The 17,584-nt window shown below is 33.5% G+C and carries 21 protein-coding genes; 2 read left to right on the forward strand and 19 right to left on the reverse strand.

Annotation, left to right across the window (positions count from 1 at the left end):
- Positions 1 to 605: 605 nt before the first annotated feature.
- Positions 606 to 731, forward strand: coding sequence for a hypothetical protein (locus EG242_RS15140; RefSeq protein ID WP_262673588.1), 126 nt, complete (start codon positions 606 to 608; stop codon positions 729 to 731).
- 60 nt (positions 732 to 791) lie between these two features.
- On the opposite strand, the gene queA is transcribed toward EG242_RS15140, so the two are convergent.
- The 9 genes from queA to EG242_RS07545 form a co-directional block, all read right to left on the reverse strand.
- Positions 792 to 1,841 carry a tRNA preQ1(34) S-adenosylmethionine ribosyltransferase-isomerase QueA gene (gene queA, locus EG242_RS07505; RefSeq protein WP_124899282.1) on the reverse strand — a complete coding sequence of 350 codons (1,050 nt, stop codon included), beginning with the start codon at positions 1,839 to 1,841 and terminating at the stop codon, positions 792 to 794.
- Positions 1,842 to 1,967: 126 nt separating this feature from the next.
- Positions 1,968 to 3,206, reverse strand: a complete 1,239-nt coding sequence (locus tag EG242_RS07510) for a 3-phosphoshikimate 1-carboxyvinyltransferase (protein WP_124899283.1) — start codon at positions 3,204 to 3,206, stop codon at positions 1,968 to 1,970.
- 96 nt (positions 3,207 to 3,302) lie between these two features.
- Positions 3,303 to 3,875 (reverse strand): outer membrane beta-barrel protein, encoded by a 573-nt coding sequence (locus EG242_RS07515; protein ID WP_124899284.1) that lies wholly within the window; start codon positions 3,873 to 3,875, stop codon positions 3,303 to 3,305.
- Positions 3,876 to 4,021: 146 nt separating this feature from the next.
- On the reverse strand, positions 4,022 to 4,348 hold the full coding sequence (locus tag EG242_RS07520; RefSeq protein WP_124899285.1) for a nucleotide pyrophosphohydrolase: 327 nt from the start codon (positions 4,346 to 4,348) through the stop codon (positions 4,022 to 4,024).
- A complete protein-coding gene (locus EG242_RS07525; protein WP_124899286.1) occupies positions 4,338 to 4,538 on the reverse strand; it encodes a hypothetical protein in 201 nt (66 codons plus the stop codon). The genes EG242_RS07520 and EG242_RS07525 overlap by 11 nt, the downstream gene beginning before the upstream one ends.
- Positions 4,539 to 4,725: 187 nt before the next feature.
- Positions 4,726 to 5,178 carry a D-aminoacyl-tRNA deacylase gene (gene dtd, locus EG242_RS07530; RefSeq protein ID WP_124899287.1) on the reverse strand — a complete coding sequence of 151 codons (453 nt, stop codon included), beginning with the start codon at positions 5,176 to 5,178 and terminating at the stop codon, positions 4,726 to 4,728.
- The gene (rsgA, locus tag EG242_RS07535) at positions 5,179 to 6,144 is read right to left on the reverse strand and encodes a ribosome small subunit-dependent GTPase A (RefSeq protein WP_124899288.1); all 966 of its coding nucleotides are present in this window, start codon (positions 6,142 to 6,144) and stop codon (positions 5,179 to 5,181) included.
- Between the two features lie 6 nt (positions 6,145 to 6,150).
- Positions 6,151 to 7,233 (reverse strand): chorismate mutase, encoded by a 1,083-nt coding sequence (locus EG242_RS07540; protein ID WP_124899289.1) that lies wholly within the window; start codon positions 7,231 to 7,233, stop codon positions 6,151 to 6,153.
- Between the two features lie 137 nt (positions 7,234 to 7,370).
- Positions 7,371 to 8,342, reverse strand: a complete 972-nt coding sequence (locus tag EG242_RS07545; RefSeq protein WP_124899290.1) for a T9SS type A sorting domain-containing protein — start codon at positions 8,340 to 8,342, stop codon at positions 7,371 to 7,373.
- Positions 8,343 to 8,434: 92 nt separating this feature from the next.
- On the opposite strand from EG242_RS07545, the gene gldA reads away from it, so the two are divergent.
- A complete protein-coding gene (gene gldA, locus EG242_RS07550) occupies positions 8,435 to 9,331 on the forward strand; it encodes a gliding motility-associated ABC transporter ATP-binding subunit GldA (RefSeq protein WP_124899291.1) in 897 nt (298 codons plus the stop codon).
- A gap of 116 nt (positions 9,332 to 9,447) precedes the next feature.
- Here the strand turns inward: gldA and EG242_RS07555 are convergent, their stop codons facing one another.
- The 10 genes from EG242_RS07555 to EG242_RS07600 all read right to left on the reverse strand — a co-directional run bounded on the left by EG242_RS07555 (position 9,448) and on the right by EG242_RS07600 (position 17,477).
- Positions 9,448 to 10,179, reverse strand: a complete 732-nt coding sequence (locus EG242_RS07555; RefSeq protein ID WP_124899292.1) for a GIN domain-containing protein — start codon at positions 10,177 to 10,179, stop codon at positions 9,448 to 9,450.
- A gap of 162 nt (positions 10,180 to 10,341) precedes the next feature.
- Positions 10,342 to 11,442 (reverse strand): acyloxyacyl hydrolase, encoded by a 1,101-nt coding sequence (locus tag EG242_RS07560; RefSeq protein WP_158608854.1) that lies wholly within the window; start codon positions 11,440 to 11,442, stop codon positions 10,342 to 10,344.
- Position 11,443: 1 nt separating this feature from the next.
- Positions 11,444 to 12,058, reverse strand: coding sequence for a deoxynucleoside kinase (locus EG242_RS07565; RefSeq protein WP_124899294.1), 615 nt, complete (start codon positions 12,056 to 12,058; stop codon positions 11,444 to 11,446).
- Between the two features lie 5 nt (positions 12,059 to 12,063).
- Positions 12,064 to 12,837 (reverse strand): hypothetical protein, encoded by a 774-nt coding sequence (locus EG242_RS07570; protein WP_124899295.1) that lies wholly within the window; start codon positions 12,835 to 12,837, stop codon positions 12,064 to 12,066.
- 74 nt (positions 12,838 to 12,911) lie between these two features.
- Positions 12,912 to 13,403 (reverse strand): dihydrofolate reductase, encoded by a 492-nt coding sequence (locus EG242_RS07575; RefSeq protein ID WP_124899296.1) that lies wholly within the window; start codon positions 13,401 to 13,403, stop codon positions 12,912 to 12,914.
- A gap of 204 nt (positions 13,404 to 13,607) precedes the next feature.
- The gene (locus tag EG242_RS07580; RefSeq protein ID WP_124899297.1) at positions 13,608 to 14,432 is read right to left on the reverse strand and encodes a thymidylate synthase; all 825 of its coding nucleotides are present in this window, start codon (positions 14,430 to 14,432) and stop codon (positions 13,608 to 13,610) included.
- A complete protein-coding gene (locus EG242_RS07585) occupies positions 14,429 to 15,094 on the reverse strand; it encodes a bifunctional nuclease family protein (protein ID WP_124899298.1) in 666 nt (221 codons plus the stop codon). The genes EG242_RS07580 and EG242_RS07585 overlap by 4 nt, the downstream gene beginning before the upstream one ends.
- A gap of 104 nt (positions 15,095 to 15,198) precedes the next feature.
- Complete coding sequence (locus EG242_RS07590; protein ID WP_124899299.1) at positions 15,199 to 15,606, reverse strand: hypothetical protein; 408 nt, start codon at positions 15,604 to 15,606, stop codon at positions 15,199 to 15,201.
- Positions 15,607 to 15,732: 126 nt separating this feature from the next.
- Positions 15,733 to 16,701, reverse strand: coding sequence for an electron transfer flavoprotein subunit alpha/FixB family protein (locus EG242_RS07595; protein WP_124899300.1), 969 nt, complete (start codon positions 16,699 to 16,701; stop codon positions 15,733 to 15,735).
- 29 nt (positions 16,702 to 16,730) lie between these two features.
- Complete coding sequence (locus tag EG242_RS07600) at positions 16,731 to 17,477, reverse strand: electron transfer flavoprotein subunit beta/FixA family protein (protein ID WP_124899301.1); 747 nt, start codon at positions 17,475 to 17,477, stop codon at positions 16,731 to 16,733.
- Between the last annotated feature and the right edge of the window lie 107 nt (positions 17,478 to 17,584).

Raw genomic sequence — 17,584 nt, forward strand, 5'->3', positions numbered from 1 at the left:
AATAAGGATTTGAAATTATTTAACCACGGATTACATTGATTTACTCGGATTTTATTATGCTGTACTGAAATACAATATACATTATACAGAAAACCTGAGAAACGGTGAGTTTAATTATACAACTTCTCAACTTCGCAGTGACAGGATGCGATTCAGCTTGCGTTAGGGATAGCAGTGGATAGCCCGCAATGAGGAGGTACGACGAGCGAGGACTTGGAGCGAATAGCCCGACCCGACTGTCTACTTGAATTTTCTGTTATTCGTTATTGTGTATTTATCGGATTTTGTTTGGAAACGGAATTGAAGGGGAACGCCCTAAAAATTATATTTTTGATTTATTGATTGTAACAAATTATTATTTATATATATGTAGTTAATTTAGAGGTATAAAAAATTATTTAAAGATAGAGAATGTTTCGAGATCGGTTTGTGAATCGATTAATTTTGGAGTTGAACTTTATTCTAGTACTCCTGAGTATTACTACACGAAATTAGCAGCCTTAAAACTGGAAATGATTGCCGAAGCTACTAAAGATGAGCGTTTGCGCGCTGATAAAATTAGTGAGAATGCAGAATAGGAATTGGGTGATTTAAAAAAATTTGATATGGGTGTATTTCAGATTGTGGCTCCAAACTCGTCTGAAGAATATTCATGGGACAGTTCTTTTAATACTACTTCTAAAAATAAAACGGCAACTATTAGCATAAAATTGGTTTACAACATAGATTAAAATCAAAAAAAACTCATCCTTACAGATGAGTTTCTTTTAACTATATAACTAAATAAAAAACTACAAAATTAACATGGCGTCGCCGTAAGAATAGAATTTGTATCCTTCTTTAATAGCTTCGTCATAAGCTTTCATCATTAAATCGTGCCCTGTGAATGCAGAAATCATCATTAACAAGGTTGATTTTGGCATGTGGAAATTTGTAATCATGCAATCGGCAATGCTAAAATCGTACGGAGGGAAAACGAATTTGTTTGTCCAACCTTCAAACGGATTTAGGGTATGGCTAGATGATACTGAACTTTCTAAGGCACGCATAGATGTTGTACCTACTGCACATATTTTACTTTTCTTTGCTTTAGCATTGTTAACAATATCACAAGCTTCTTGAGTTATAATTAACTCTTCGGAATCCATTTTATGTTTTGATAAATCTTCAACCTCAACCGGGTTAAATGTACCTAAACCTATGTGTAAGGTGATTTTAGCAAAATCGACCCCTTTAATTTCTAAACGCTTTAATAAATGTTTAGAAAAGTGCAAACCTGCAGTTGGTGCTGCCACAGCCCCTTCTTCGGTAGCATAAATCGTTTGGTAACGATCTTCGTCTTCCGGTGTAACTTCACGGTTTATATATTTTGGTATTGGCGTTTCGCCTAATTCACGTAGTTTTAAGCGGAATTCTTCGTAAGATCCATCGTATAAAAAACGTAGGGTACGTCCGCGTGATGTGGTATTATCAATCACTTCGGCAACCAAAGAATCATCGTCACCAAAATATAATTTATTTCCAATACGAATTTTTCGTGCAGGATCTACTAACACATCCCATAAACGTTGTTCTGCGTTTAATTCGCGCAACAAGAATACTTCGATACGTGCGCCTGTTTTTTCTTTATTTCCGTATAAACGTGCCGGAAAAACTTTGGTATTGTTTAATACCATTACATCGCCTTCGTTGAAATAATCGATTAAATCTTTAAAAAATTTGTGTTCAATTGTACCTGTTTTACGGTTAACTACCATCAAACGAGATTCATCGCGATTTTCTGCTGGAAATTCCGAAAGTAGTTCTGTAGGTAGATTAAAATTAAAATTTGATAACTTCATAAAAATAAAAGTCCGTTAAGTTGTTATCTTAATTAGATAAATTAAGCTTGCAAATATACGACTTCAAAATAGGGGTTGTCAAGCAAATAGCTCTTTATTTTAAAAACAACAACATAAGACTTTCATTTACAAATACTTAGTGCTAGTATTCAAACTTTTTAAATGATTCCAAAAATCGGGATACGATTTAGAAACTACATGGGCATTTTTAATTATTAAAGATTGTTTTAAAGCCAAAGGTGCAAATGACATTGCCATTCGGTGGTCTTGATAGGTTTCTATAGAAACGGATTCTTTTTTAAAATCGATCGAATTATTTAACTGAATAGAATCAGCAGAAATTGAAACTGATGCTCCAAACTTCTCTAATTCATTTTTCAAAGCTTGTAACCGATCGGTTTCTTTAATTTTCAAGGTATGTAATCCAGTCAAATTGCAGGTAATTCCCAACCCTAAACAAGTAACAATAATTGTTTGAGCAATATCGGGTGCATTATTCAAATTAAGATTTATATTTTTTATTGATAGATTTTCAACCTTTTTAAGAATGATTTTATTGTCTGTAAATATAGTTTGAATTCCGAAATTTTGATAGATTTCAGTCAGAACAGCATCGCCTTGCAAACTATTTTGTTTGAAATATCCTAACGTAATTTGAGTATCGATTTTTGACAACGCTATTAAACTGTAATAATATGACGCCGAAGACCAATCTGATTCTACTACAAAAGTATCGTTTGTAAGTTTTTCGGTTTTAGAAATTCTGATTGTTTTGTCATTGAATTCGGCTTTAATACCTAATGATTGTAAAACCGAAAGCGTCATTTTTATATAAGGAATCGAAGTGATAGATCCTTTTAACTGAATTTCAAGTCCGTTTGGCAAGCTTGATCCTACCAACATTAACGATGTAATATATTGGCTGCTTACATTTGCATCAATTAAAACTTTATTGTTTTTGATTTTTTTACCAATGATTTTTATTGGCGGAAAACCTTCTTTGTTTAAATACGAAATATTGCTTCCTAACTGATTTAAGGAATCAACCAAAATTTTTATTGGTCGTTCGTGCATTCTCTCTGAGCCTGAAATAACAACTTCTGCTCCTTCTTTAACAGCAAAATACGATGTTAAAAACCGCATGGCTGTACCAGCGTGATGTACATTAATTTCACTTGAATTATCAACTAACTGCAAGGCATTTCTCATTACTTCAGAATCATCTGAGTTCGATGCGTTTTCGATATTTAAGTTTGGATATATTGCTTGAAGCAAAAGTAAACGGTTGGTTTCGGACTTTGACCCTGAAATGATAATTCCCTGATTGTTTTTAAGTTCGTTTTTATTCAGCAAAATATCGTTCATAGTGTTTAGCTTCTTAATTTAAAATCAAAATTACTAAACAATTTATAAAAAAATCGGGCAATGTGCCCGATTTTTCAATTTTTATTCAATCTAAAATTAGAAATTTTTTGAAACACCAATATTAACCGTTTTTCCAAAATTAAAATCAAAACTTGATGATTTAACAGATGGCGTAGTATCGATTTTTAAAGAGCTGTACTGAAGACCAACAATAGAAAAGTTTAAACCAAAGCTGTTTTTCATGTTAATAAACAAAGCCGGAGTAATACCTGCGTAAAGTCCATTAGATTTTACAGATGTAGTTGGTAAACCAGTCATTGTAGTTTCTGATTTTACTGTTTGGTATCCTGCAGAAACATCTGCATAAACTGCAAATAATTCGCGTAACGGTTTAGCGTAACGGTAAAATGCCCCAATTTTAAAACCGTTATTTTTGTTTTCTCCTCCAACAAATTTAAATGTTTCGTTTAGCACAGAAGCTTGTAAACCAACAGTCATGTTATCATTAAATTGATAACCAAAAGTCGGAGAAAACTCAAACGAATTTTCTTTATTATCACCCATTTTGTCAGATGACAAACCAACATTACCACCTACTAAAATAGTTCCTTCTTGCGCATTTGCCATACCTGTTACAGCAAGTGCCAATATCAACATAATTTTTTTCATTACTTTTTTCTTTAAATTTTGTGCAAATTTATTCAGTTTTTAAAATAAAACACTAATTCTCCAGCATTTACTATGCAAAATAGCATGTTTATAGTACTGTTTAAATGAAACTTTTACACCTATTTTTAAAGAAAATAAAAAACTAATTATTTTAGTTTTTGATTGTTATGATGGCGGTCGTGATCGCGATTGGTTTTTAAATCCATTTTTTTATCGAAAGCTTCTTGTAAGTCTATTCCGGTTTGGTTTGCTAAACATAAAACCACGAAAACAACGTCGGCTAATTCTTCACCCAAATCTTTGTTTTTATCGCTTTCTTTTTCAGACTGTTCGCCATACCTACGGGCAATAATACGTGCTACTTCACCTACTTCTTCGGTAAGTTGTGCCATATTTGTTAATTCGTTAAAGTAACGTACGCCGTGTTCTTTTATCCAATTGTCAACATTTAGTTGAGCATTTTTAAGATCCATTTTTATTATATTTATTTGTAAAATAAGTTCTTATTTTTCTAATGATTAAAAAGTCAAAAAAGGTCATTAATACAGTCCATGTAGCAACAAATTTCCAGTCGATCAACTGAAGCGTAACGTAGCTTAATAACAATCCCATTAAAAAATATACAATTAGCGCCCCAATAATATAACTTAAATTTTCTTTCATCTTTTAAAAATTTTAGGTTTAATAAATTGATCAAACAACATAATTAGCAACATAAAGATAATAAATTTACCTATTAAATTATACCAGCATAATTCTTCGCCGTTTATGGCGCATTGAATTTCATTGTAACTCATTAAAAATGAAACTACAACATATATTAAGGTATATACAAGGAATTTTTTACGCATTATTCTTTATTCTTTGTGTCAATTATAATTGTAACCGGGCCATCGTTAATAAGGTTTACTTTCATATCAGCGCCAAATTGTCCGGTTTGCACTTTCTTTTCTATCGCTTTTTCTATTGAAGCAACAAAAGCTTCGTATAACGGAATGGCAACATTTGGTTTTGATGCCTTTAGATAAGAAGGTCGATTTCCTTTTTTGGTTGATGCATGCAAAGTAAACTGACTTACCACAATGATATCGCCATTTACATCTTGAACCGATTTATTCATCACTTCATTTTCGTCGTTAAAAATTCGAAGTTGAACAATTTTTGCGGTTAACCAATCAATATCTTCAGTAGTATCGGCATCTTCAATTCCGACTAAAATCAACAATCCTAAATCAATGTCGGCAACTTTTTCGTTGTTTATGGTTACCGATGCCTGCGAAACGCGTTGTATTACTGCTTTCATTTAAACATCAGGGTTTTTACCGTTTCCGTAAGCATCAGTTCTGTAATTATCTTCATCACCATCTAAAATCTGCGTGTAACTTTTATAGCGTGACCATGAAATTTCATCGGCATCTAACGCATCTTTTACCGCACAATGAGGTTCTTCGCGATGCAAGCAATTATTAAACTTGCATTGATCTTTCAATTTGAAAAATTCCAGAAAATAATCGCTCACTTCCTGCGGTTCCATATCAACAATACCAAAACCACGAATTCCTGGTGTATCAATGATTTTTGCGTTGAAACTTAAATCGTACATTTCTGCAAAAGTTGTGGTATGTTGTCCTTGCTGATGTTGTTCTGATATTTCTTTGGTTTTTAAATTCAAACCTGGTTCCAACGCATTTACCAAGGTTGATTTACCAACGCCTGAATGCCCGGTGAACATAGAAACTTTATCTATCATTTCCGCTTTCAGCTTATCCAAACCTTTCCCTTCGGCAGCCGATACTCGTAAGCACTTGTATCCAATTTTATCGTAAATGTATTGCAGATACAGTTGGTCGTCAAGAGTTTCTTCTGAAAAAGTATCTACTTTATTAAAAACCAAAATGGCTTCAATACCATACGCTTCGGCAGTTACCAACAATCGATCAATAAAACTGGTAGTTGTAACCGGGTTATCTATCGTTACCAAAATAAAAAGCACATCGATATTCGCAGCGATGATATGTACCTGTTTGGACAAATTTACAGACTTGCGAATTAAATAATTTTTACGTTCGTGAATATTGGTGATAACACCCGTAACCACATCAGCCGAAGTTTCCAGATCAAAATCTACCTTATCGCCTACGGCAAGTGGGTTGGTGCTTTTAATACCCTTTATTCTGAATTTTCCTTTAATTCTACACTCAAAAAACTCGTTCGTATCAGCTTTTACGGTGTACCAGCTTCCTGTAGATTTATAAACAATTCCTGTCATTCACTTTTATTTTCTGTTGATTATATGGTCTTGCCTTGTGATACTTTCATCGTGAATTGCCTTAAACAACGATGTGATAAAAGCTTCGCCTAATTTATTTTCTTTGCCTTCACGACGCATTTTTATTAAAACTTCCTGCCAACGTTCGGGTTGTAAAACTGCTACGTTTTTTGCTTTTTTAAGCAAACCAATTTCATCGGCAATCTGCATTCTGTCTTTAAGTAATTTTAAAATCTGAGTATCAATTTCATCAATTCTTGTTCGAAACATGCTCATTTCATGCAAATACGAATCTTCTAAGTTTAAAGAATCTCGCAATACCAGATTCGATAATATTTCCTGCAGTTTATTTGGAGTTACTTGTTGTGCGGCATCGCTCCAAGCTAAATCTGGCGTACAATGGGTTTCAATCATCAAGCCATCAAAATTTAAATCCAAAGCTTTTTGAGCCACTTGTTGAATCAATTCTCTGTTTCCTGTAATGTGTGACGGATCATTAATCAGCGGAATTTCAGGAAAACGAATCTGTAAATCAATCGGAATTTGCCATTCGGGTTTGTTACGATATTTTATTTTTTCGTAGCTTGAAAATCCACGGTGAATAAATCCCAGCTTCTCGATTCCTGAATTCTGCAAACGTTCAAAACCACCAATCCATAAGCTTAAATCAGGGTTTACCGGATTCTTTATAAAAACAATTTTATCGGTTCCTTTCAATGCATCGGCAATTTCCTGAACAGCAAAAGGGTTCACGGTTGTACGCGCCCCAATCCACAAAACATCGATATCATGTGCCAAAGCCAACTCTACATGTTCTGCAGTAGCAACTTCGGTCGCCAAAAGCATCCCAGTTTCTGCCTTAACCTGTTGTAACCATTTTAAACCTATGGCGCCAACACCTTCAAAACCACCCGGACGTGTTCTTGGCTTCCAGATTCCTGCTCGATAAATGGTCGCCTGATCTTTAACTCCGTGTGCAATTTCCAGCACCTGATCAGGAATTTCGGCACTGCACGGACCCGCTATTATCAAAGGTTTGTTACCTGATAATTGCTTAAACCACAAAGCTTTTTCGCTTACTTTTGTCATACCGCAAATTTACAGATATTTCAGTAATATTATTAATTATTTAAGATGTTATATTCCTTATTAATTTCATTAAAAAACCCCAACGAAGTTTAATACTTTATTGGGGCTGAATCATTATAATCATTTAAAATAGTTCATTATTTTTTAACCACTTTTTTTACTGTTGTACCTTGATTGGTTTTAATATGAAACATGTATGTACCCGGTGCAAAATCAGAAATATTTAATTGTATTTCGTTTTGACTACTATAGTTCTGTGATTTAATATTTTTTCCGTTTATATCATAAACTTCTACCTGTTCAACACCTATGTTTTCGTTGTTTGTGATTGTAACAATATCCGATGCAGGATTTGGAAATACATTAAATTTTGAAGCTAAAATTTCATCAATATTTAATATATAGCTGGGTAATGTTGGAATTGCAGTTATTTTCATATTATCCATTTTTGTAGATAATGCAGGGGTAAGAGGACTACCTTTAGCATGAAAACTATCTCCAACAACTACTTTATCTGGCTGCCCAATATTATTAAATTTTTCCGCTCTATATATATAACCCGGCGCATAAAAGTGTATGGTATTTGTTGTATAATCTATATAAATTTCTACTTTTATCCAATTATTATAATAAGTGAAAACTTTAGCTCCAATTATTGGTCCTAACCACACATAAGAATTATTTTTTTCGATTTTACCTCTAAATTGTAAATTATCTGGTGTATTACTTAATCCTACATAAACATCATGTAAATAGGAATATTGCACATTAAATGCCTGCGTTTCAAATTCAAATTTTAAAATATTATTATTCTTGTTACGCGCATTCCACAAAACATCAACATTTTCCTGCCTACAATATTCATGCCACGTACCATTTAAATTTTGCACCCAACCTATTGCCAATATATTGCCACGACCGGTTTCTGGAACAATTTGTATTTGTCCAAAGGTTGTTTTTACATACCAACCACCATAGCCTGGAGTAACACCTGTCGGGTCGGTACTTAATAAACCAACGGGATGGCTATCAAAATCATCACTCCACAATACCTGCGCATTTATTGATTGAAAAGCAATTAAAAATAAAAAAATGTAAAGATGTTTCATAAGAATTATTTTTTGGTTTAACCTATACAAGATAAAACAAAACAAATTGTATTACAAAAAAATACTTACTTTTGTGTAAAACAAGAAATTCTATGTCGATAGAAGTACAAAATATCTCTAAAAACTACGGAACGCAAAAGGCGTTAGATACCATTGATTTTAAAATTAACAAAGGGGAAATTGTCGGTTTTCTGGGTCCGAATGGTGCAGGGAAATCTACGTTAATGAAAATTTTAACCACATATATTGAAGCCGATAACGGCACTGCAATTGTAAATGGTTTTAATGTAAACACACACCCGAAAGAAGTTCAGAAATCTATTGGCTATTTGCCCGAACACAATCCGCTTTATTTAGATTTGTACGTGCGCGAATATTTGACCTTTAATGCCGATGTTTATAAAGTGGACAAAAAACGTATTGATGAAGTAATACAGCTTACCGGTTTAACGCCCGAAGCGCATAAGAAAATAGGACAATTATCTAAAGGATACCGTCAGCGTGTTGGTTTGGCAACGGCTTTATTACACGATCCGGAAGTGTTGATTTTAGATGAGCCTACTACGGGATTGGATCCGAACCAACTGACAGAAATTCGTGACTTGATTAAAAACATTGGTAAAGACAAAACTGTTTTTTTATCGACACATATTATGCAGGAAGTTGAAGCAATCTGCGACCGAGTGATTATTATTAAAAGTGGTGTTATTGTTGCCGATAATAAATTGCAACAAATGTTTAGCAATGAAAACGATCAGGTTATTGAAATTGAGTTCGACGTTAAAATTGAAGAAGAATTTATTAAGCGTTTGCCTAACTTAAAATCGTTTCACAACATACACGATATGCAGTGGGAACTTATTTTTAATGCAAATGAAGATATGCGCTCTGCCCTATTTGATTTTGCTAAAGAATTAGATGTTAAGATTTTATCTATGCAGCTTAAAAATAAAAATCTGGAAACTATTTTTAGAGAGAAAACGATGTAAATTTTCGTTTGATTTGTCATTCTGAATGAAACGTAGTGGAGTGAAGAATCTTCTCCAATATATTCTTGAGGATTCTTCCTTCGTCAGAATGACAGAAAAATAAAATTAACTAAAAACTATTTATAAATCACATTTCCAGTATATAAACGTTCAATTTTTACGGTATCGGGTTTGTTGTACACATAAATATTTCCGACCGATGCAATAATGCCTTCTAATTTATTTTTTGCAAATACATGAATATTCTGGTTGCTGCGGTGGTACGATAAAACTGTTTTTGCGTTTAATAATTTGGCATCAACCGAACCGTTGGCTCCGTATAATTTTACATCCAACACATTGGTTTTTCCTTTTAAAATAAAGCTTCCTACCTGATTATCTTCTACTGTTACCGAATTGTTGTTAACTTTTAAATTAAAGTTTGTTGATGCTCCGTCTTCGTTCGGAATACTTGTCAGCAGATACAGATTTGGATAACGTAGCGTATCGTTCGAAACTACATTAAACTGCGTTCGGGAATGAATTCTTTTTAAGTTTGGCGTATAGATTTTTAAAATTGCGGTTTCATGACTTTTAAGCATTTGACACGAAATTTCGTTTTTTATTGTTAGGATTGAATCTTTAACTTCAAATGAAAGTGCTTCGATTCTGTTTTCAAACGATTGAATTTCCATTTTAAAAGTAGGGCTCGGAATAATTTCTGCCGAAACATTCATGGGAATATCAATAGTATGAAATCCTGATAACTGATGTTCTTGTGAAACGGCATCGCCTTTTTTAGAAAAACAAGCATCTTCACCGACACATCCGACAATTATCAATAACAATAAAACGACACTTTTTTTCATAACTTTATTTTTTTCCACAGATGCACTGATTTTCTTTTAAATATATATGCTTATCAAATTCTTCAATCCACTTCTTTTTTTCAGAATGACAAACTGGTCGATAATTATCAAAATGAACTATAAACATTAAAACCACAGATTTTTAATATTTAAACTTTGAACCTACAACTTATACCCAACACCAACCTCAAAAGCTTCTGCTTTCGCAAAATGTGTTTTTAAAGACATTATCCCAAAAATATTTTCTGTAACATAATATCGTAAGCCCAAACGTTGGTAAAGCGAACCATTTTTTTTGTATTCATCGTGCACGTAATAACCAATATTTCCTTCGGCGGTTAATTTGTTCAGATACCATTCATATCCCACAAAAACGCCCACACGTTTCCAATCGGTATTTTTATCCATTCCCTCTTCCGGAAAAGAAGTCGCTAAAAACGGAATCAATTCTTTTAATGAATTCGACAGAAAAACTTCGGCACCAACTTGTGCTGCACCGTAATTATTCAAATGTTTTTCTACAATTGCTGTAATGTGATAGAATGGTTTTTGTCCCATTCCTATAATATGACTTTCGTTTACGCCGGTTCTGAACAAAAAATTGTATCGAATTTGCTGCGGATGATCAACAAATGAATTCGCTTTACCGCTTTGATCTTCATCAGAAAAATGATAAATTAAACCAACATTCAATCCTAAAGTATTGGTACTTGTATTTGGCGCTTTTATGGTAGCATTTGAATGATGCACAAATAACAAACCTGCATTTATCCCAATGTTTTGCCAGATTCTAGGTTGATCGTAACCCAACATAAAATAAGTCGATGGCATAAATTTAGAACCGTAAGCTACATTTCTAAAATTAGTTTCTTTATTGTAAGGATTTGTTGCATAAGACACACCCTGCCCCACTCGAAACTGCAATCGTCTGTTTAAAAAGTAAAAATTATAATGCGCATACAAACCGTATAAATTACCTAAAGTTTGATTGTGATTATTTTGCGTATGGAATGAAAAACCAACATCGGGAAAACGGTAGGTATGGTGCCATTCTTTAGAGCCATTCACATGGTGATTGACAGAAAAAAGATATCCTGTTGGTTTATTAGTAATTAAATGTGCAATGTTTTCACTGTGCGGTAAAATAGATCCTTGGTAGGTTTGTAACGATACGCTCCAGTTTTCTTGACTATTTGCAGAAAAACAAGCAACCAGAAAAAACAGATTACAAATTGTAAAACGTAAACTTAAAAACCTATTCATATTAAAACAAACCGTTAAATTCGGCATCAATACGGTTAATTATCTGTCCTAAATCTTCTGGGTTATCAACAAAATTAATAAGATCAACATCTATAATAAGCAACTTGCCTTTATCGTATCCTTTGATCCAATTTTCGTAACGTTCGTTCAATTTATTCAAATAATCAATAGAGATAGAATTTTCGTATTCACGTCCGCGTTTATGAATTTGTCCGACTAAATTTGGAATAGAACTTCTTAAGTAAATCAATAAATCAGGTGCGCCCACTAAATTTTCCATCAATTCGAACAATTGTCTGTAATTATCAAAATCGCGGTTAGACATTAAGCCCATCGCATGAAGATTTGGTGCAAAAATATGTGCATCTTCATAAATAGTTCGGTCTTGAATAGTGTTTTTCCCACTTGATTTCATTGCCAAAACCTGACGGAAACGACTGTTTAAAAAGTAAATTTGCAAATTAAACGACCAACGATCCATTGAATGATAAAAATCATCTAAATATGGATTATCAACCACATCTTCATAATGTGGTTCCCATTTGTAATGTTTGGCTAATAATTTGGTTAAGGTTGTTTTTCCTGCACCTATATTTCCGGCAATTGCAACTTGCATTTTTTCTAATTTAAAGTATATAAATAAAGCTTATTGGCAGCTACTAAACTTATGTTTTTTGCCACCATAATAACCTGCGCCACATCGGCTTGAATTTCGCGTAACCGCTGGGTTTCTTTTTTAGATCGATCTAATAAAAAAATACCACTATTTAATTTGTAAACATAATAATCGCCGTTGACAGCTAATAACTGAGCCCGACTTGGTAATTTTTGCTGTTCCAATACATTTCCGTAAATGTCAATTCCATACACCATATTTTTAACTTGCCAATAAGCAAAATTACCAGAAGTTGTAATAAAATCGTAAACTGTAATAGGATTGCTAATGTAATTAGGTTGATTTTGGTTCGATGAAATTAAACCCCATCTTTGTGTTGTTTGATCGAAAATCCAAATAGATGATTGTGACGACAATGCGGCATAAACAGCATCTATTTCAGGATACCTATCAAACAAAGAAATTTTTTCCTTTACACTCAATTGATTGTCTAATAAAACAATGTTCTGTGTGTTTTTATAAAAAACTAGTTGTTGCAACGGGTTGCGTTCATCGTACATTTCAATAGCTCCTAAAAAAGGATCTTTAAAAGTGTAGGTTTTTAATATGTTTTCTTTTTCTATTTCGTTGTTTAAAATAGAAGAAGTATCGCCTAAATGATTTAACGCATAATACGTTAATTCTGTAGGTTTGGTAAGTTCTTTTTTAAACACAGCCATTTGTGCATTTACCGAAAATGCAGTAAAAAATGCAATAAAAGCTGTGGTTAATTTTTTCATTTTTTATATTATTTTGTCATTCTGAATGCAACGATTAAAATTCCTTTTACGTTGGAATGACAGCATATTTTCTTTTACTTTTGATAAACCGTTATCGTAAAATCGTAATTATTTTTTTCGTCTGCTTTATGAAATTCTTTTGAGATCATTTTCCAATCAGATTTTATTTCTGGGAAAAACGCATCGGCATCATCAAATGTAGCATGTACGTGTGTAATTACTAATTCATTCGCAATACTGATTGTTTCCTTATAAATTTCGCCTCCACCAATTACATAAACAATTTCCTGATTTTGCTGTTGTGCAAATTGTAACGCATCGTTTACAGAAGCAAATGCAAAACAATTATCGGGAACAGGGTAATTTTTCTGTCTGGTAATAATTAAATGTGTACGGTTTGGCAATGGTTTAGGAAACGATTCAAACGTTTTGCGCCCCATTAAGATAAAATGACCGCTTGTTGTGGTTTTAAAATGCTTAAAATCGGCAGGTAAATGCCACAACAAATCGTTGTCTTTTCCTATAGCGTTATTTTGGGCAATGGCTGCTACTAAACTTATTTTCATGTGTTTTTTTTATTAAGGTTTCCGTCAGTTTAAACCTGTCGAGAAACTATAATTCAAAGATTTCTCGATACGCTCCGCTACTCGAAATGACGATATATCTTCGTCTAAAATTAGCCACATTCATTTAACTTAATACTTCTCGATACAAAATTCTTTCAGAATTTCACTCGAACTGACGTTTTAGTTCTTCAAATTACATACTATCTATACAGAAACCTGACCTTTAATTGCTGGATGCGGATCATAATCTACCAACGTAAAATCTTCAAAAGTAAAATCGAAAATATCTTTTATTTCTGGATTTAATATCATTTTTGGTAACGGACGTGGTTCTCTTGATAATTGCAATTCAACTTGTTCAAAATGATTATTATAGATATGTGCATCACCAAACGTATGAATAAAATCTCCGTAACCCAAACCACAAACCTGTGCAACCATCATAGTAAACAATGCATACGAAGCAATATTGAACGGAACACCTAAAAAAATATCTGCTGAACGCTGATACAGTTGACACGATAATTTTCCATCGGCAACATAGAACTGAAAAAATGCGTGACACGGAGGCAGCGCTGCTTTTCCGTTGGCAACATTTTCATCAAAAGAAACCGATGTATCAGGCAAAACAGAAGGATTCCAAGCCGAAATCAACATTCTGCGACTGTTTGGATTTGTCTTTAAGGTTTCGATTAACTCTTTAATCTGATCGATCTCTTCGCCGTTCCAATTACGCCATTGATAACCGTAAATAGGTCCTAAATCACCGTTTTCATTCGCCCATTCGTCCCAAATACGAACGCCATTTTCTTTTAAATAGCCAATATTCGTATCGCCTTTTAAAAACCAAAGCAATTCGTGGATAATCGATTTTAAATGGACTTTTTTGGTTGTAACCATTGGAAAACCTTCGGCTAAATCAAAACGCATCTGGTAACCAAAAACACTTTTGGTTCCGGTACCTGTTCTGTCGCCTTTTTGAACACCTTCTTTTAAAACGTGTTTAACTAAATCTAAATACTGTTTCATTTTGAAAGGTTTCGTTTTGAAAGTTCATCACGTAAACGAGCCGCTTTTTCGTAATCTTCATTCATTACTGCCATTTCTAACATATCGTTTAATTCTTGCAACGAATAATCGGCAAATTCATTACCTTTTTCTATAGGAGCAATATTTAGAAATTCATCAATAACATCGCTTAACTCTTCATCATTATCATCGTCGTCATTAAAATCTTCATCATCATAATCCTCATCTTTCGCATCGGCTTCTTCCTGTTCGCGGAGATAAATCCCTGCTTTGTCTAATATATTCTGATAGGTAAAAATAGGCGCATCAAAACGCAATGCTAAAGAGATAGCATCAGACGTGCGTGCATCGATAATCTCCTCGATTCCGTCGCGTTCGCAAATAATGCTTGAAAAGAAAACACCGTCAACCAACTTATGAATGATTACCTGTTTAACAACAATATCAAACCGATCGCAAAAAGTTTTAAACAAATCGTGCGTTAACGGACGTGGCGGCTTTAAATCTTCTTCAATAGCAATGGCAATGGCTTGCGCTTCAAACGCACCAATAACGATTGGCAGTTTACGTTCGCCATCTACTTCATTCAAAATCAAAGCATAAGCTCCATTTTGCGTATGACTGTATGAAATTCCTTTTATTGTTAATTTTACTAAACTCATATTGATAAAAATAGCCAAAAAAGGCTATCAAACAAAGATAATATCTTTAAATTTAATAGCCTTTATTTAGAAATTTTTTTTGTTTGGTTTTACTGTTTTAGTAATTAATTGCCGTCGTAGACAACTTGCCAATTCATAGTGTTTAATTCATTTAATGTTAAAACATACAACTTATCATAAATATTTTGCTCTTGAATTTCTTCCCAAGGGTGATTATCTAATGTAGATTGCTTATAAATGAATAAGTAAAGTTTTTCGTTTTTTTCAAAATGGTATTGATAAATCTTTAACTCTTTGACATTATCAACAATTAAACGCTGTGCTTTTAATCTATCAAGGTTGACACCACTAGCATTCAACAACTTAACATAAAAATCTTCATAATAATAGACATCTTCATCGCTACTATTAGTTATTAACAATTTACCTGCTAAAATTTCATCATCTTCACCTGGGCATGCTTGAAGCATCCCAATGGTTAAAAACAATACCAAAAATTTTAAATATTTCATCATAATGTATTTTATTTCAAATATAAAAAAAACAGCCGTAAAAATACGGCTGTTTGAATTATAAGATGAGATTGTTTCACCAGTTCGCTTACGCTCGTGTCTGAAACAAGTTCAGAATGACACGTTTTAGTTATTATTCGCTTTGAATTCTTTTAACTTTTTAGTTAATTCAGGTAGAATTTGGAAGGCATCACCAACAATTCCGTAATCGGCTACTTTAAAGAAAGGTGCTTCTGGATCTGTGTTGATAACCACTTTTACTTTAGATGCGTTGATACCTGCAATGTGCTGAATTGCACCAGAAATACCAACTGCAATGTATAAGTTTGATGCTACTGGTTTTCCTGTTTGCCCTACGTGTTCTGAGTGAGGTCTCCAATCTAAATCTGAAACCGGTTTAGAACAAGCTGTTGCTGCACCTAAAACGCTCGCTAACTCTTCGATCATTCCCCAGTTTTCAGGTCCTTTTAAACCACGACCACCAGAAACAACAATTTCAGCATCGGCAATAGAAACTTGTCCTGATGCTTTTTCCTGACTTTGAATGTGGATATTAAAATCGGCATCGTTTAAACTTACTGCGAAATCTTCTGCAGAAGCTGCTCCTGATGCTTCAACCAAACCAAATGAGTTTTTAGCCAATGCAATTACTTTCACGTCTGAAGTTAATTCTGTAACGTTAAATCCTTTGCTAGAAAAAGCATTACGCTTAACCTGGAACGGACTTGTTGAAACCGGTAACGCTACAACGTTTGATGCATAACCAGCATCTAAACCAACTGCAACGATCGGTGCTAAATATAAAGAATCGGTAGTTGATGATAAAACCACTATTTTTGATCCTTCTTTTTGTGCTGCTTGTTTAACAACATCGGCATACGCTTTTGCGTTAAACTTATCTAATTTACTATCTGTTACTTTTAGTACTTTATCAACACCGTATTTTCCTAATTCAGAAACATCACCAGCGTTAACTGTAACTGCAGTAAGTGTTGTTCCTAATGATTCTGCTACTTTTTTTGCATACGAAGCTAATTCTAAAGCTACTTTTTTAAATTTACCTTCTGCAAACTCTGTATATATTAAAACTGACATACTTTTTAAATTTTAAATTGATTTTAGAATTAGATTACTTTAGCTTCGTTGTGTAATAAGTTAATCAACTCATCTAAATTATCAGGGCTGATTAATTTTACTGCCGATTTTGGCGCTGGTTTTTCAAACTTCACCGCTTTTGTTTTAGCATCTGCAGCAACTGGTTCTAAAACGTTTAATGCTTTAGTACGCGCTGTCATAATTCCGCGCATGTTTGGAATACGTAAATCTTTTTCTTCAACAATACCTTTTTGTCCGCCAATTACCAATGGTAAATTAGTAGTTAATGTTTCTTTACCACCGTCGATCTCACGAACCAAAGTTGAATTAGATCCATCAACCTCAACACCAACACAAGAATTCACAAAATTGTATCCTAATATAGATGCTAACATTCCAGGAACCATTCCTCCATTATAATCTAAAGACTCTTTTCCACAGATAACCACATCGTAACTACCTGCTTTTACTACTTCTGCCAATTGCTTTGCAACTGCAAAACCATCAGTAGGAACAGCGTTTACACGTATTGCTTCATCGGCACCAATAGCCAACGCTTTACGAATAGTAGCTTCGGTTTCTGCACCACCAACGTTTACAACAGTTACATGAGCACCTTGTTTTTCTTTAAACCAAATGGCACGCGTTAAACCAAATTCATCGTTAGGGTTAATTACAAATTGAACACCGTTTGTATCAAATTCTGTATCACCGTTTGTGAAGTTAATCTTTGCAGTAGTATCAGGCACATGGCTGATGCAAACTAATATTTTCATCTATTTTACGTTTTATTAGATTAATTCTTAATTAGCTACGAAGATAAAAAAAATTTCAAATAACAATACTATGCGTGCATATAAATTATTGTTAGTTTATACAAATT

Source organism: Paenimyroides viscosum (genome assembly GCF_003858535.1).
Taxonomy (GTDB): Bacteria; Bacteroidota; Bacteroidia; order Flavobacteriales; family Flavobacteriaceae; genus Flavobacterium; species Flavobacterium viscosum.